The following is a 14869-nucleotide window of genomic DNA, read 5'->3' as shown; positions in this document are numbered from 1 at the left end:
CTGACCCCATGCCGAACTCAGAAGTGAAACGCCGTAGCGCCGATGGTAGTGTGGGGTCTCCCCATGTGAGAGTAGGACACTGCCAGGCATCAATTTAAGTGTGCTGATATGGCTCAGTTGGTAGAGCGCACCCTTGGTAAGGGTGAGGTCCCCAGTTCGACTCTGGGTATCAGCACCAGTTTTTTGGTTAAAGTTTGGCACTTTAGAAAAGAATTTGTCTGACGGCTTTAGCGCGGTGGTCCCACCTGACCCCATGCCGAACTCAGAAGTGAAACGCCGTAGCGCCGATGGTAGTGTGGGGTCTCCCCATGTGAGAGTAGGACACTGTCAGACATCAATTAGAAGAACCCCAACCGAAAGGTTGGGGTTTTTTGCTTTTGGCCGTTTTCTAATGAATGACCTGTGACAGAAATGCCCGCGTGCGCTCCGATTTGGGACGTGCAAAGAACTCATCCGGCGGCGCCTGTTCAACGATTTCCCCCCTGTCCATAAAGATGACTCTGTCTGCTACCGTGCGGGCGAAGCCCATTTCATGGGTCACGCACAGCATTGTCATACCTGACTGTGCCAGACCAATCATGGTATCCAGTACCTCTTTAACCATTTCAGGATCGAGAGCTGAGGTTGGTTCATCAAACAGCATAATTTTCGGTTTCATGCACAGAGAGCGTGCGATAGCGACACGCTGCTGCTGGCCACCTGAAATCTGTCCAGGGAATTTGTTGGCATGTTCGGCAATACGTACCCGATCGAGATAGTACATCGCCAGAGCTTCGGCCTCTTTCTTTGGCATTTTCCGTACCCAGATAGGCGCAAGCGTGCAGTTTTGCAAAACCGTCAGGTGGGGGAAAAGGTTAAAATGCTGGAATACCATCCCTACCTCCTGGCGGATGCGCTCAATATTGCGCACATCCTCATTCAGCTCGATGCCATCCACTACGATCCTTCCCTGTTGGTGTTCCTCAAGGTGATTAATACAGCGAATCGTCGTCGATTTCCCGGAGCCGGATGGTCCACAGAGCACAATACGTTCCCCCTGTCTGACCTGCAGATTGATATCCTTCAGGACATGGAATTGACCAAACCATTTATTCACATTTTCCAGTGAAATCATCGCGTTGGCAGGTTGCATAGTAATTTGACTCATAGTGACCCTCAGTGCGGCGATCGCCCGGTATTAAAACGCTTCTCCAGATGCTGGCTATAGCGCGACATGCTGAAACAAAAGATCCAGTAGATCAGTGCAGCAAAAACGTATCCTTCGGTCGACATGCCAAGCCAGGCGGGATCAACCGTTGCCTGCTGCACGCTGCTGAAGAGATCGAAGAGCCCGATGATGATCACCAGGCTGGTATCCTTAAATAAGGCGATAATGGTGTTCACGAGACCAGGGATCACAAGCTTCAGTGCCTGGGGAAGAATGACCAGGATCTGAGTTTTCCAGTAACCGAGAGCCAGTGACTCTGCTGCCTCGTACTGACCTTTCGGCAGGGCCTGCAATCCGCCGCGAACGACTTCCGCCACGTAAGCTGACTGAAACAGGATGACACCAACCAGTGCGCGAATAAGCTTATCGATGGTAACGCCCTCGGACATAAACAGCGGCAGCATCACCGAAGACATAAACAGCACGGTGATGAGCGGTACTCCGCGCCAGAACTCGATAAAAATCACCGACAGGATACGCACGATGGGCATGGTTGATCGCCTTCCCAGTGCCAGAAGGATCCCGAGCGGCAGCGCACCAGCAATACCCACTGAAGCGATGATCAACGTTAAGGTTAACCCGCCCCAAAGACGCGTTTCAACGCGTTCCAGCCCAATGAAACCACCATAAAGCAGTAACCAGACGAAGACAGGGTACAGGATGGCCCATCCGGCGATATATCGCCCACGCTGCGGCATCTTCTTTAAGAACATTGGCACGATACTCAGCAGAGTGACGGCGAGTGTCAGATTAATTCGCCAGCGCTGATCGTGCGGGTAGAGCCCATACATGAACTGCCCGAACCGTTCATGGATGAAGACCCAACAGGCACCGGCACGGGTACAGTCCGCGCGCGTTGAGCCGGTCCAGTTCGCGTGAAGAAATGCCCAGTTCACCAGCGGCGGAATAATCTGCCAGAGCAGCCATAAGCAAAACAGCGTCAGCAGGGAGTTTACCCATCCGGAAAACAGATTCTTACGTATCCAACTCAGGGCGCCGGGAGGCCGTGATTTGCCAGGATGCGCGGAGGGAGAGAGCAGTGCTTTAGTCATCATCGCTCCTTAGCGCTCAATCAGGGCAATACGTCGGTTGTACAGATTCATCAGCAACGAAATCGTCAGGCTGATGACCAGATAAACCGACATGGTAATAGCAATGGTCTCGATGGCCTGCCCGGTCTGGTTAAGGACCGTTCCGGCGAACAGCGATACCATATCCGGATAGCCGATTGCTGCAGCCAGCGAGGAGTTTTTGACAATGTTCAGGTACTGGCTGGTCAAAGGAGGAATTATGACCCTTAACGCCTGCGGAATAATCACCTGGCGGAGTGTGACCGGGTTTGGCAGTCCCAGGGAGCGTGCGGCCTCATGTTGTCCATAAGGTACCGCCTGGATCCCTGAACGGATAATTTCAGCGATGAACGCAGAGGTGTAGACCGATAGCGCAATGGTTAACGAAGCCAATTCAGGGATCAGTGCCATACCGCCACGGAAGTTAAATCCGCGCAGCTCCGGTACATCCCAATGCATAGCAGCGCCAAAAACCCAGTGCGATAACAGCGGTAAACCGATAATCAGAGCGGCCGCGACGGGCCAGGTACGTCGGAGCTGGCCGGTTTTGATCTGGTGGGTTCGGTTATAGCGAAACAGACCATAAGAAATCACCAGCGCGAGTACTGCAGCGCCTGCGAATGCAATGACCCCTTCGCCGAGCTGGGGTGCCGGAATGTATAACCCACGGTTACTCAGGAAAAACAGATCAAAAGCGTTAACGGCCTGTCTCGGACCAGGAAGATTTCGTAGTACCGCAAAGTACCAGAAGAAGATCTGCAACAGTGGCGGAATATTGCGAAACGTCTCGATATATATCGTCGATAGTTTGCGTAATAACCAGTTCTCGGACAGACGAGCCAGACCGAGAAAAAAGCCAATAAACGAAGCAAAAACAATGCATAGCGCGGAAACAAGAAGGGTGTTTAACAGACCCACCAGGAACACCCGACCGTAGGTATCCCCCTCTTCGTAATCAATCAGGTGCTGAACAATACCGAAGCCCGCGCTACGATCGAGAAAGGCAAAGCCGGAGGTGATCCCCCGATGGTTGAGGTTGGTCAGCGTGTTATGGATTAACCAGACCGCGACAATGATAATCACCAGCACCGTGAGGATCTGGAAAAGCCAGGCGCGAACCGTGGGGTTAGAGAATGAGAGCGTACCTTTTGCAACAGGGCGGCGACGGAACATAACAAACCTCAACGAGCAAAACTCTGGGCTGGGCACCGCCAGAGCGGTACCCGTTACTGCACAAAAACTAGCGCACCGGCGGAGCGTACTGGATCCCACCGTTGTTCCAGAGGTTATTCAGGCCACGCTTAATCTTCAGCGGACTTTCAGAACCCACGTTACGTTCAAAAATCTCGCTGTAGTTACCGACCTGTTTGATGATGTTATAGGCCCATTTGTTGTCGAGTTTCAGATCCTTGCCGTAGTCGCCCTCTGTACCCAACAGATGAGCAATATCCGGCGTGGCGGGTTTGGCTGCTTTTTCGTCGACGTTTTTCGAGTTGATGCCCATCTCTTCGGCATTCAGCATGGCGAACAGCGTCCAGCGCACAATGGCAAACCATTCGTCGTCACCACGACGGACCACCGGACCCAGAGGTTCTTTAGAGATAACTTCCGGCAGTACGATCCAGTCGGCCGGGTTGCTTAACTTGATGCGCAGCGCATACAGCTGAGACTGATCGGAGGCCAGAGTATCGCAGCGCCCGGACTCCAGCGCTTTGGCAGACTCGTCGGAGCGGTCAAAGGTCACCGGCGTGTACTTCATGTTATTAGCTTTGAAGTAATCGGCGACGTTCAGCTCAGTGTCAGTCCCTGCCTGAATACAGACGGTAGCGCCATCAAGCTGTTTGGCACTTTTTAAGTCGGCTTTGCTATGGGTCAGGAAGCCGATCCCGTCGTAGTAGGTGACACCGGTAAACGACATCCCCATCCCTGCATCGCGGGAAGAAGTCCAGGTGGTATTGCGTGATAACAGATCAACTTCGCCAGACTGCAGGGCTGTGAAACGTTCTTTTGCGGTCAGAGGGGTATATTTCACTTTTTCCGCATCACCGAATACGGCAGCGGCAATACCGCGACAGACGTCGACATCAATGCCGGTGAACTTGCCATTCGCATCGGCATAAGAGAAGCCAGGCAGCCCGTCACTGATCCCGCATTGCACAAATCCCTTCTTTTTGATGGCATCCAGAGTAGCACCAGCATGAGCCTGATTGGCGACAGCAAACAACGTGCCTGCAATAGCCAGGCTGGCAATCATTATCTTTTTCATAATGCATCCTGTGTGGCGAGATTTATCGTTATTTATTAAGGCGTCTGACGACACCAGAAACCTGTCTGTGGCAATGGCCATCCCTGTTAAAGCAAAGGGGATGCCATAATTGCGAGCGACTGAATAACGGCCAGCGGCGAGCAATAAAGTGAGTGTAGACAGGAAACGAAAAATTCATCGCCCCGCGATGGTGCAAAATTACAACCTGCGCCACAAATTAGCGCAAAAAATCTGAGAGATATTGAGATAAGGAAAGAGTAATTTCGGGGGTGAATATTGCTGTGATAATAAATAAGTCAGAATGCGGCAAAGCAAAGCGCGGATATCCGCGCTTTATCATGCTTATTTGGTTAATGCTACGATACCCAGCGTTAACCCTGCGAGGGCGGCGGCACCGCCAGCGATGGCCCCTGCGGTTTCCCAGTTATCCTGAGTCGTCCCTTTCATACAGGTGTTAGTATGCACCAGTCTTCCCTGGTCATCGTACACCGGAACGCAAGGAGAGTCATGAGCACACCCGGCAAGCAGGGCAGTCAGTAATGCGACTGAGATTAATCTTTTCATCATGTTACCTCTGAATAAACCGCTATTAATACCGTAAAACATCTTAATGAGCGGGAGTGAGAGGTATTTTATCACTGAAGAATTAGTGTGCCGTTGTTAAAACTATCTCCAGATATGAGATATGTAAACTTAATGGAGGGTTTGCGCAGGAATGCACAGCATTGTGTAGAAAGTATGGATTTTTGATTTTATGTCGGTTAATAAATTAATAATATTCACAGCGTTAGCGTCACGACTGTTATATTCAGAATACACTTAATTTTTCGACAGTCAAAACAAAGGCACCCTGAGGTGCCTTATAAAACAAAACGCTACTTAGTGCCGGCCAAAGCGTCTGCGGATAACAACAAAGAATACCGGAACAAAGAAGATGGCCAGCAGCGTTGCCGCTAACATCCCCCCCATCACGCCGGTCCCAACGGCATTTTGTGCCCCGCTTCCCGCTCCGTTGCTGATAACCAAAGGCATTACCCCAAGGATAAATGCGAGCGATGTCATCAGGATAGGCCGCAGACGCATGCGTGAGGCCTTAAGGGTGGCCTCAATGATGCCTTCGCCTTCTTTATCCATCAGGTCTTTCGCAAACTCGACGATCAGAATGGCGTTTTTCGCTGACAGACCGATGGTAGTCAGCAGCCCGACCTGGAAGTAAACGTCGTTGCTGAGCCCACGCAGTGATGCCGCCAGCAGGGCGCCGACAACGCCGAGTGGGACAACCAGCATGACCGAGAAAGGAATGGACCAGCTCTCGTACAGAGCCGCCAGACACAGGAACACGACGATTAGCGAAATAGCGTACAGCGCCGGTGCCTGGTTGCCGGAGAGCCTTTCCTGATAGGACATCCCCGTCCAGTCAAAGCCAATCCCGTTAGGCAGCTTGCTGGCCAGCTGCTCCATCAGCGCCATGGCTTCACCGGTACTTTTTCCGGGAATAGCCTCACCCAGAATCTCCATCGAAGGGGTGCCGTTGTAGCGCTCCAGACGCGGAGAACCATAGGTCCAGTGTGAGGTGGTAAAGGCAGAGAAAGGCACCATTTCGCCACTGCTGCTATGTACGAAAAGATTGTTAATATCAGTTGGCAGCATGCGGTAAGGGGCGTCAGCCTGCACATAGACTTTCTTCACGCGTCCACGATCGATAAAGTCGTTAACGTAGGTCCCGCCCAGCGCGGCGGAGATCGTCTGGTTGATGTCTGAAATCGACACCCCCAGAGCCTGAGCTTTCTCCTGATCGACATCCAGCTTGAACTGTGGCGTGTCTTCAAGACCGTTGGGACGAACCCGGGTTAAGACGTCAGGGTGCTCCCGGGTCATTCCCAGCAGCTGATTTCTCGCCTGAGTCAGCGCATTATGCCCGAGGTTGGCTTTATCAATGAGCTCAAAATCAAAACCGGTCGCTGTCCCTAACTCCATAATAGCTGGCAGGTTAAACGGAAAGACCATCGCATCCTGGATATGGCTGAAGGCTTTGCCTGCGCGACCGATGATCGCTTCCACGCTGTTTGCCTCACCAGAGCGTTCTTCCCAGGGTTTCAGACTGATAAACGCGATACCCGAGTTTTGCCCCTGGCCATTGAAGCCAAAACCGTTGACCGTAAATACCGACTGTACGTTGGCTTTCTCAGTGTTGAGGTAATAGTGTTCAACCTGATCCAACACCTGCTGGGTTCGGGTCTGAGTGGCACCAGCCGGCAATTGCACCATGGTCATGAACACGCCCTGGTCCTCATCCGGCAGAAATGACGTCGGTAAACGTAAGAACAGTACCGCCATGCCCGCCACGATCAACACATAGATGATGAGATAACGCCCGGTGCTACGAAGTATTCCGCTGACGCTATTGGTGTAGTGATCGACGCTCTTGTCGAACTTGTTGTTAAACCAGCCAAAGAAACCGTGCTTGTTTTCATGGTGCTCAGGGTCAATGGGTTTCAACATTGTGGCACACAGCGCAGGGGTCAGGATCAGCGCGACCAGCACTGACAACGCCATGGCGGAAACAATCGTGATGGAGAACTGGCGATAGATAGCACCGGTGGATCCACCGAAGAAGGCCATTGGGATAAAGACCGCGGAAAGCACCATGGCGATACCGACCAGCGCCCCCTGAATTTGCGACATCGATTTCTCTGTCGCCTGTTTCGGGGAAAGCCGGTCTTCGACCATGACACGTTCCACGTTTTCGACGACCACTATCGCATCGTCAACCAACAACCCGATAGCGAGCACCATCCCAAACATGGTCAGGGTGTTAATGGAGTAGCCGAATGCCGCCAGTATGGCGAAGGTCCCCAGTAGTACAACCGGTACAGCGATGGTCGGGATAAGCGTCGCTCGAATGTTTTGCAGGAACAGGTACATCACCAGGAAAACTAGGATGATGGCTTCCACCAGCGTTTTTACCACCTCGTGAATAGAGATTTTCACAAATGGGGTGGTGTCGTACGGATAAACGACTTTCATACCCTGCGGGAAGAATTGCTGCAGCTCGGCAAGCTTACTCTTCACGGCCGCTGCGGTATTCAGTGCATTAGCGCCGGTTGCCAGCTTAATGCCGATACCGGTGGCGGTCTGACCGTTGATTTTGGTCACCATGTTGTAGTTTTCGCCACCGAGCGCAATGCGTGCGACATCCTTGAGATGCACAACAGAGCCGTCCGCATTCACTTTTAGCGTCACACGACCAAATTCATCGACATCTTTCAGGCGGGTCTGAGCAATGATTGATGAGTTCAGCTGCTGGCCTGCTACGGCCGGCGTTCCCCCCAGTTGCCCGGCAGCAATCTGGTCATTCTGGGTTTTAAGCTGATTAATGACATCGACCGGCGTGAGCTGATACTTGTTCAGCGCATTAGGATCCAGCCAGATACGCATGGCGTATTGCGCCCCAAAGAGCTGAACATCCCCTACGCCGCTGGTACGGCTAATAGCGTCTTTGACGTTAGAGGCCACGTAGTCGGAAATATCCTCCTGCGACAACGTTTTGTTATCAGAAACAAAACCGGCAACCAGCAAAAAGCTGCTACTGGATTTCTCTACGCCAATCCCCTGCTGCTGAACCTCCTGAGGCAGAAGCGGCATCGCCAACTGCAGTTTGTTCTGCACCTGTACCTGGGCGATATCCGGATCGGTTCCTGAGTTAAAGGTGAGAGTAATGGTGACGTTACCGGCGGAATCGCTGGTGGACGACATGTACATCAGATTATCGATACCGTTCATGTTCTGTTCGATAACCTGGGTCACGGTGTCCTGTACCGTCTGGGCGTCTGCACCTGGGTAGGTTGCCGTTACCGCAACGGCCGGAGGCGCGATGGTCGGGTACTGGGCGACCGGCAGTTGCAGAATGGCAAGGCCACCGGCAATCATCAAAATGATGGCCAGCACCCATGCGAAGATCGGTCGTTGTATAAAGAACCTGGACATAATTGGCGATCCTTTACTTCGTGACCGGAGCGGCAGCGTCAGGCTCTGCCATGACGGTCACCCCAGGGCGAACTTTTTGCAGCCCACTGATAATCACGCGATCGCCAGATGCCAGGCCTTCGGTAATAAGCCATTTGTCGCCTATCGCCTGCGGGGCAGTGACATTGCGGGTTTCAACCTGGCTTTTCGCATCTACCAGCATGACGGTAGCCTGACCCTGTGGCGTTCGGGTCAACCCCTGTTGCGGCACCAGAATCGCCTCAGGCTGCGTGCCTTCATCAATGCGGGCGCGAACGAACATTCCTGGTAAAAGGGCATGCTGAGGATTTGGGAAAATGGCGCGCAAGGTAATGGATCCGGTGCTTTCATCGACGGTGACATCGGTGAATTGCAGGGAGCCTTTGAGTGGGTACGGTTGGCCATTTTCCATTACCAACTGTACGTTATTGCTATTATTTCCCTGCTGAAGGCTTTCCTGCTTCAGGCGCATGAAGTCATTACTGGATTGCGTCACATCGACATAAATCGGGTCAAGCTGTTGTACGGTGGCTAAAGCCGTTGCCTGTCCGTTGGTCACCAATGCGCCCTCAGTCACGCTGGATTTGCCAATTCGCCCACTGATGGGTGAGGTAACTTTGGTATAGGCAAGATTAATGCGCGCGCTTTCCACTGCCGCTTTGGCGGCAAGCACGCTGGCATCTGCCTGGCGCGCGTTGGCAACGGCCTGGTCATAATCCTGACGGCTGACATACTGCGTACCCAACAAAGGCAGGTAGCGTTTGACCGTCAGGTGCGCAATGTTAGCGGCCGCTTCGGCTTTCGACTCGTCGCCTTTGGCGCTATCCCAGGCGGCCTGGTAGGTGGCCGGGTCTATCTGATACAGCGACTGACCGGATTCGATATCGCTACCTTCAATAAAGTTGCGCTTCAGGATGATCCCACTGACCTGCGGGCGGACTTCCGCTACCCGAAAGGCAGATGTTCGTCCGGGGAGTTCGGTCGTCACCTGTAATGGGGCCGCCTGAACCGTAAATACGGTGACCTGCGGTGCAGGGGCTTGCGCGTGTTGATTTCCCGAATCATCACAACCTGTCAAAAACACAAGTGGGAAAAATAAACTGGATAAAAGAGTAACCCTGGCGTGAGTCGTCATTGCAGTTCCTTTTAAACCGATCGTTTGAGAACGGCGAAAACCGAATCAAAAAAATAAATAGGAAATAAAGCAGTTTGCTATCCTACAAATAATCACAGGGGGATGTAAGGGAGAGTGATTTGTTCATAGGGCGTAAAGGCACGCAAACACAAAAATAGCACGCGGTAATAATGATTATTCTGCAGTTCGGTTGTTTCATTATTTGCGTGGTGAATGAATACCGCGATTATATTGATGTTGGTTATTTTAAAAGCGCTTTTTTACCTAATTAAATTTAGCACGCATCGTTAATAATAGTCTGGATAACCATAAAAGTGACCACCATACAACCACGGTCCAGAAAGCGAGAACTCTTATGGCAAGAAAGACCAAAGCAGACGCATTAAAGACCCGTCAGGCCCTGATTGAAGCGGCCATTCAACAGTTTGCCGAGCGCGGTGTAGCCAGCACCACGTTAACAGATATCGCTGATGCAGCCGGGGTGACTCGAGGGGCTATTTACTGGCACTTTACCAGTAAAACGGAGTTGTTTAATGAGATGTGGGAACAGCAAATCCCTTTGCGTGACATTATTAAACATCAACTGACACATATAGAAAATAATGACCCGTTACAGAGTCTACGTGAGCGCCTCATTACTTCCTTACGTTATGTTGCAGAAACGCCAAAGCAGCAGGCATTAATGCAAATTTTGTATCATAAATGTGAATTCTATCCAGGAATGATTGCAGAAAGTGAGATCAGGAAAAAAATATGTTTTAGCCGCGAGGAGTTTCGCGCCACGTTGCAGGAATGTATTCATCGTGGGATTCTTTCGCCGGATATAAATATAGATATTGTATTGGTTATATTTCAGGGGTTCTTCAGTGGAATAATTAAAAACTGGTTGATGGATCCCGAGCAAATAAACCTTTATCAGCAGGCGCCATTGCTGGTGGACAATATCATGGCGACGCTTAACGTCCAGCCACTGAACGTGGCCGGGCACCCCAGAATCGCCTGTTAGCGCGTCATGAGTCGTTCTCTTTACGATGGGGGAGAGGCGTATCGGCAATCTCTTCTGGCAGCACCGGTTTGCCAAGCAGGAAGCCTTGCAGGGTATTGCAGCCAAGCTGGGTCAGGAATTTCTGCTGCGCCTCCGTCTCAACGCCTTCAGCAACGACCTTCAGATTGAGCGTCTTCGCCAGCGCCACGATTGCAGAAACAATTGTCGCATCCTCACCGGTTTCACTGAGTTCGTTGACGAATGCCCGGTCGATTTTCAACTCACATGCGGGCAGGCGCTTGAGATACAGCAGGCTGGAATAACCCGTACCGAAGTCATCAATCGACGCCTTAACGCCGAGATTAGTGAGCCGGGTGAGAACTTCGACACTTTGTTCCGGATTGGTCATCGCCGTCGTTTCTGTTACCTCAAGGACCAGCATCTCTGGTGGTACATTGTGGCGATGCAGGCTACCCATCACGTTGCTGACTAAATTCTCATGCTCAAACTGCAGCGTTGACAGGTTCACCGCCATGGTCCAGTCAAGGTGCCCACGATCGCGCCAGATTTTGAGCTGGCGGCAGGCCTCGTCGATAACCCAATTACCAATGGGAATGATAAGCCCGGTTTTTTCCGCTAATGGCAGAAACTCTTCTGGTGTGAGTAAACCCTGTCGCGGATGCTGCCAGCGTAGCAGCGCCTCAAAGCCCACGACCGGGCCTGCTGGCGCGATGAATTTAGGCTGGTACAGCAGATGCAGCTCCTGGCGCTCCTGCGCCAACCACAGGTCGTTCATCAACTGCAGCTGACGCTGGGCAAGGTTGTTCATCGATGGCTGGAAAAAATGGTATCCATTCCGGCCAGTATGCTTAGTGTGATACATCGCGGCGTCGGCATTGAACATCAGCTCGCGTTCGTTATGACCATCATGGGGATAAATTGCGATGCCGACGCTCAGCGTCACCACCAGTTCGTAGGGCTCAATGTTGAAGGGTTCATCGATGATATGAACCAGCGAATTGGCGAGAGAGGCGGCATCATCCGGGGCGCTGATTTCAGCGATCAGCACAAATTCGTCGCCGCCGATCCGAGCCAGCGTGTACTGACCCTTCAGCGGCTGGTGCAGGCGCTCGGTGACCGCGACCAGCAGCTTGTCACCCACATCATGCCCGAAGGCGTCGTTGACCGCCTTAAAACCATCGAGATCCATAAACAGCAGCGCAAACGGCGTGCCTTCGCGGTCGGCTTTACTCATAGCCTGCTCGAGCCGGTCCTCGAAGAGAATACGATTCGGCAGGCGAGTCAGCGTATCCTGCAGCGCCAGCTGGGCGAGCTCTTTATTCGCTTCCGCCAGCGAAGAGGCAAGCAGGGAAGTGCGCGCCTGAAGACGTGCATCCAGCAAGGAAACCAGCAGCGTAATACCAAGGATGAACAGCGTGATGACGCTGACCAGAATCGCCAGCCAGCTGCTGTTTACGCCATCGTGATGCATCGCCATATGCGGTGGAAACTGAGCCGCCATCATCCCGGTATAGTGCATCCCTGCGATGGCGATCCCCATTAGTACGGCGGCACCCAGGCGCATTAACGCTACCTGTGCCGCTTCATGGCGCAAACGGAAGGTTAACCATAGTGCTGCCAGAGAGGCCACTAAGGCGATAATGATAGATAGCGTTACCCAGCGCCAGTCCCAGACGATGCGGGGCACCACCTCCATCGCAGCCATGCCCGTATAGTGCATAGCTGAAATACCGGCACCTAAAATCAGAGCGCCGGGGAGCAAACGCCGCAGACGTAGTTGCTCTGTACTGACCAGCCACAGGGCAAACAGGGCGGCGCTGATGGCAATGACCAGCGATAGCGCGGTTAACGTGCTGTCGTAGCTGATACGCATCGAGAGGTCCATCGCCAGCATGCCGATGAAGTGCATCGCCCAGATCCCCACCCCCATCGAGCAACCGCCACCAATAAGCCAGACATAGGCTGTTCTGCCGCTGCTTATCGACACTCTTCCAGCCATATTCAGTGCGGTATAAGACGCCAGGATGGCAACCAGGAAGGAGACGGCTACAAGGATGTGGTCGTAGTGGCTAACGAGCATGATGTCTTCAACTCATTCACAGTGAAACGCGATGAAAGCGCGATAGTCTATGCGGGCTGAGACCTTACCACCGACAGCAGGTGTCTCAAAGGGATTTAAGACCCTGATTTTTCAATGGGAAATGTCGCTACAGCTCGCCTTCAGGCAGTGTCAGTTCTCGAGCGTTGAGCACTTCACGAGCTTAAGCGGGTTGACGGAATCCATATCGCGACAGCGCGCGGACTCGGCGGTGATGAGCTCAATCCACTGCATGATCAGAGTATCGAAAAGGAACATAAAGATAGCAAAAAGAACGACCCATCCATATTTGCGCAGCATGTTCGAAACCCTGAAATGATGAGGAAGAATGGCAGGCAATATACACGAAATTTAGGGACAGGAAAGGGGGAGATAGTTGAGGAGAGGTAATAAAAAAGGCGCTTCCCCATGCCGAAGAGCGCCTTTTTATCCGCCATAAACAGACTTAGTTCATGCCGTATTTTTTCAGTTTTTTACGCAGAGTACCGCGGTTGATGCCCATCATCAGGGCAGCGCGGGTCTGGTTACCACGGGTGTATTGCATCACCATGTCCAACAGGGGCTGTTCTACTTCAGCCAGTACCAGCTCATACAGGTCATTAACATCCTGACCGTTCAGTTGAGCAAAATAGTTCTTCAGTGCCTGTTTAACCGAGTCACGCAGGGGCTTTTGAGTTACCTGATCCTGAGAGTTAACGGTAGAAACGGTCAGTACGTCAGAATTTACGCGTTGTTCGAACATAGTTCTGTCAGCTCTTTATTTCTATTACGCAAAATTTTCGAAGTATGCCTCCAACGCCTCCAGCTGTTCGCTGGCATCCTCAATGGCGTTGAATGTGCGCCGAAACTGGTCATTTGGAGCGTGCTCCTGGAGATACCAGGAGACGTGTTTGCGTGCAATTCGGTACCCTTTTGCGTGGCCATAAAAGTCATGCAATTCCCGAACATGCGCGCAAAGTAAGCGCTTAACCTCTGCCAGAGGCAGTGGGGGTAGCAGCTCCCCAGTGTCCAGATAATGCTGGATTTCCCGAAAGATCCAGGGTCTTCCCTGAGCTGCACGTCCTATCATCAGGGCATCCGCCCCCGTATAGTCCAGTACAGCTCTGGCTTTAAGCGGGTCAGTAATGTCACCATTCGCGATAATCGGAATGGAAACCTTCTGCTTAACTGCCCGAATACTGTTGTACTCAGCATCTCCGTTGAACAAACAGGCGCGAGTGCGTCCGTGGATCGTCAGAGCCTGAATGCCACAATCTTCAGCCAGTTGGGCAATCTCTTCACAGTTACGGTGTTCCGGAGCCCATCCTGTGCGAATCTTAAGTGTCACAGGAACGTCCACTGCATTGACGACCGCGGTCAGGATCGATTTGACCAGTTCCGGGTGCTGCAAGAGGGCTGAACCTGCAAGCTTGCGATTCACTTTTTTGGCCGGACAACCCATATTGATATCAATAATTTGGGCGCCGCTTTCGACGTTAATACGTGCGGCCTCGGCCATTTCTTCAGGTACGCTACCGGCAATTTGCACGGTGCGAATGCCTGGTTCATCAATGTGCACCATCCGTAAACGGGACTTGTCGCTTTCCCAAACCTGCGGGTTAGAAGACATCATCTCGGAAACGGTCAACCCGGCTCCCATCTCATAGCACAGCGTCCTGAATGGTCTGTCAGTAATGCCAGCCATAGGCGCTGCGATCAGGCGATTTCTGAGCTGAAGGTGTCCAATGCGCATGAGTTAAGAAATGACCATACTGTGACTGCAAGGCGGCGTATATTACGCATTTTTCGCACGAGATGAAAGGCCAAACTTTGAGCAATCCACTGTCGCAGATCAATGAATCGTGGGACTGTGAACCGATGAAAAATAAATAGTCTTATTAATCATTGCGTTAATCGGAAGTGGTCATTTCGTGCGCTATAATAAAATCGTAAAACTTCTCATTTTTTATTATCCGCAGAGGCATTATTGCCGAACAAAACGCTGTTTTTGTGAACGAAAAAGTGCATCGTAATGCGATCTCGCTCGCATTTCTATGAATCATTCGGCGGCTACTGGAAACAAAAACGCGGCCCGCAGGCCGC

The 14869-nt window shown here is 52.0% G+C and carries 12 protein-coding genes, 1 tRNA gene and 2 rRNA genes; 4 read left to right on the top strand and 11 right to left on the bottom strand.

The features are described 5' to 3' along the window. From rrf (C7387_RS15040) to rrf (C7387_RS15030), 3 genes are all read left to right on the top strand, one after another. Positions 1–88 (top strand): 5S ribosomal RNA (gene rrf, locus C7387_RS15040); the annotation flags it as partial. A gap of 14 nt (positions 89–102) precedes the next feature. Next, a tRNA-Thr gene (locus C7387_RS15035) sits at positions 103–178 on the top strand. A gap of 39 nt (positions 179–217) precedes the next feature. Next, a 5S ribosomal RNA gene (gene rrf / locus C7387_RS15030) occupies positions 218–333 on the top strand. 55 nt (positions 334–388) lie between these two features. On the opposite strand, the gene C7387_RS15025 is transcribed toward rrf (C7387_RS15030), so the two are convergent. From C7387_RS15025 to C7387_RS14995, 7 genes are all read right to left on the bottom strand, one after another. After that, a complete protein-coding gene (locus C7387_RS15025; protein WP_006818023.1) occupies positions 389–1147 on the bottom strand; it encodes an amino acid ABC transporter ATP-binding protein in 759 nt (252 codons plus the stop codon). 8 nt (positions 1148–1155) lie between these two features. Further along, on the bottom strand, positions 1156–2259 hold the full coding sequence (locus C7387_RS15020) for an amino acid ABC transporter permease (protein ID WP_120816974.1): 1104 nt from the start codon (positions 2257–2259) through the stop codon (positions 1156–1158). 9 nt (positions 2260–2268) lie between these two features. Beyond that, positions 2269–3450: an amino acid ABC transporter permease gene (locus tag C7387_RS15015; protein ID WP_038256092.1), complete on the bottom strand. Its 1182-nt coding sequence runs from the start codon at positions 3448–3450 to the stop codon at positions 2269–2271. A 67-nt stretch (positions 3451–3517) separates the two neighbouring features. Then, positions 3518–4543 (bottom strand): amino acid ABC transporter substrate-binding protein, encoded by a 1026-nt coding sequence (locus C7387_RS15010; RefSeq protein ID WP_038256090.1) that lies wholly within the window; start codon positions 4541–4543, stop codon positions 3518–3520. A 342-nt stretch (positions 4544–4885) separates the two neighbouring features. Next, a complete protein-coding gene (locus tag C7387_RS15005; RefSeq protein ID WP_038256116.1) occupies positions 4886–5107 on the bottom strand; it encodes a lipoprotein in 222 nt (73 codons plus the stop codon). A 315-nt stretch (positions 5108–5422) separates the two neighbouring features. Beyond that, a complete protein-coding gene (locus tag C7387_RS15000; RefSeq protein ID WP_120816973.1) occupies positions 5423–8530 on the bottom strand; it encodes an efflux RND transporter permease subunit in 3108 nt (1035 codons plus the stop codon). A 13-nt stretch (positions 8531–8543) separates the two neighbouring features. Further along, the gene (locus C7387_RS14995; protein ID WP_120816972.1) at positions 8544–9683 is read right to left on the bottom strand and encodes an efflux RND transporter periplasmic adaptor subunit; all 1140 of its coding nucleotides are present in this window, start codon (positions 9681–9683) and stop codon (positions 8544–8546) included. 355 nt (positions 9684–10038) lie between these two features. Here C7387_RS14995 and envR point away from each other — a divergent pair, with 355 nt between their 5' ends. Continuing rightward, positions 10039–10689 (top strand): acrEF/envCD operon transcriptional regulator, encoded by a 651-nt coding sequence (gene envR, locus C7387_RS14990; RefSeq protein WP_006818031.1) that lies wholly within the window; start codon positions 10039–10041, stop codon positions 10687–10689. Positions 10690–10693: 4 nt separating this feature from the next. Here the strand turns inward: envR and C7387_RS14985 are convergent, their stop codons facing one another. From C7387_RS14985 to dusB, 4 genes are all read right to left on the bottom strand, one after another. Further along, complete coding sequence (locus C7387_RS14985) at positions 10694–12769, bottom strand: putative bifunctional diguanylate cyclase/phosphodiesterase (protein ID WP_038256084.1); 2076 nt, start codon at positions 12767–12769, stop codon at positions 10694–10696. 150 nt (positions 12770–12919) lie between these two features. Further along, complete coding sequence (locus tag C7387_RS14980; RefSeq protein WP_006818033.1) at positions 12920–13087, bottom strand: DUF2556 family protein; 168 nt, start codon at positions 13085–13087, stop codon at positions 12920–12922. A gap of 145 nt (positions 13088–13232) precedes the next feature. Then, positions 13233–13529 carry a DNA-binding transcriptional regulator Fis gene (gene fis, locus C7387_RS14975; RefSeq protein WP_000462905.1) on the bottom strand — a complete coding sequence of 99 codons (297 nt, stop codon included), beginning with the start codon at positions 13527–13529 and terminating at the stop codon, positions 13233–13235. Positions 13530–13553: 24 nt separating this feature from the next. Further along, positions 13554–14519 carry a tRNA dihydrouridine synthase DusB gene (gene dusB, locus C7387_RS14970; RefSeq protein WP_006818034.1) on the bottom strand — a complete coding sequence of 322 codons (966 nt, stop codon included), beginning with the start codon at positions 14517–14519 and terminating at the stop codon, positions 13554–13556. Positions 14520–14869: the final 350 nt, after the last annotated feature.

Origin of the sequence: Yokenella regensburgei (assembly GCF_003634235.1) — a bacterium.
GTDB lineage: Bacteria > Pseudomonadota > Gammaproteobacteria > Enterobacterales > Enterobacteriaceae > Yokenella > Yokenella regensburgei.
Note: the sequence above shows the minus strand (reverse complement) of the source record. Positions and strands in the feature narration are given on the sequence as shown.

Coding starts and splice junctions, on each gene's coding strand:
- C7387_RS15025 (WP_006818023.1), bottom strand. CDS start 1,147: ATGAGTCAAATTACTATGCAACCTGCCAACGCGATGATTTCACTGGAA.
- C7387_RS15020 (WP_120816974.1), bottom strand. CDS start 2,259: ATGACTAAAGCACTGCTCTCTCCCTCCGCGCATCCTGGCAAATCACGG.
- C7387_RS15015 (WP_038256092.1), bottom strand. CDS start 3,450: ATGTTCCGTCGCCGCCCTGTTGCAAAAGGTACGCTCTCATTCTCTAAC.
- C7387_RS15010 (WP_038256090.1), bottom strand. CDS start 4,543: ATGAAAAAGATAATGATTGCCAGCCTGGCTATTGCAGGCACGTTGTTT.
- C7387_RS15005 (WP_038256116.1), bottom strand. CDS start 5,107: ATGAAAAGATTAATCTCAGTCGCATTACTGACTGCCCTGCTTGCCGGG.
- C7387_RS15000 (WP_120816973.1), bottom strand. CDS start 8,530: ATGTCCAGGTTCTTTATACAACGACCGATCTTCGCATGGGTGCTGGCC.
- C7387_RS14995 (WP_120816972.1), bottom strand. CDS start 9,683: ATGACGACTCACGCCAGGGTTACTCTTTTATCCAGTTTATTTTTCCCA.
- envR (WP_006818031.1), top strand. CDS start 10,039: ATGGCAAGAAAGACCAAAGCAGACGCATTAAAGACCCGTCAGGCCCTG.
- C7387_RS14985 (WP_038256084.1), bottom strand. CDS start 12,769: ATGCTCGTTAGCCACTACGACCACATCCTTGTAGCCGTCTCCTTCCTG.
- C7387_RS14980 (WP_006818033.1), bottom strand. CDS start 13,087: ATGCTGCGCAAATATGGATGGGTCGTTCTTTTTGCTATCTTTATGTTC.
- fis (WP_000462905.1), bottom strand. CDS start 13,529: ATGTTCGAACAACGCGTAAATTCTGACGTACTGACCGTTTCTACCGTT.
- dusB (WP_006818034.1), bottom strand. CDS start 14,519: ATGCGCATTGGACACCTTCAGCTCAGAAATCGCCTGATCGCAGCGCCT.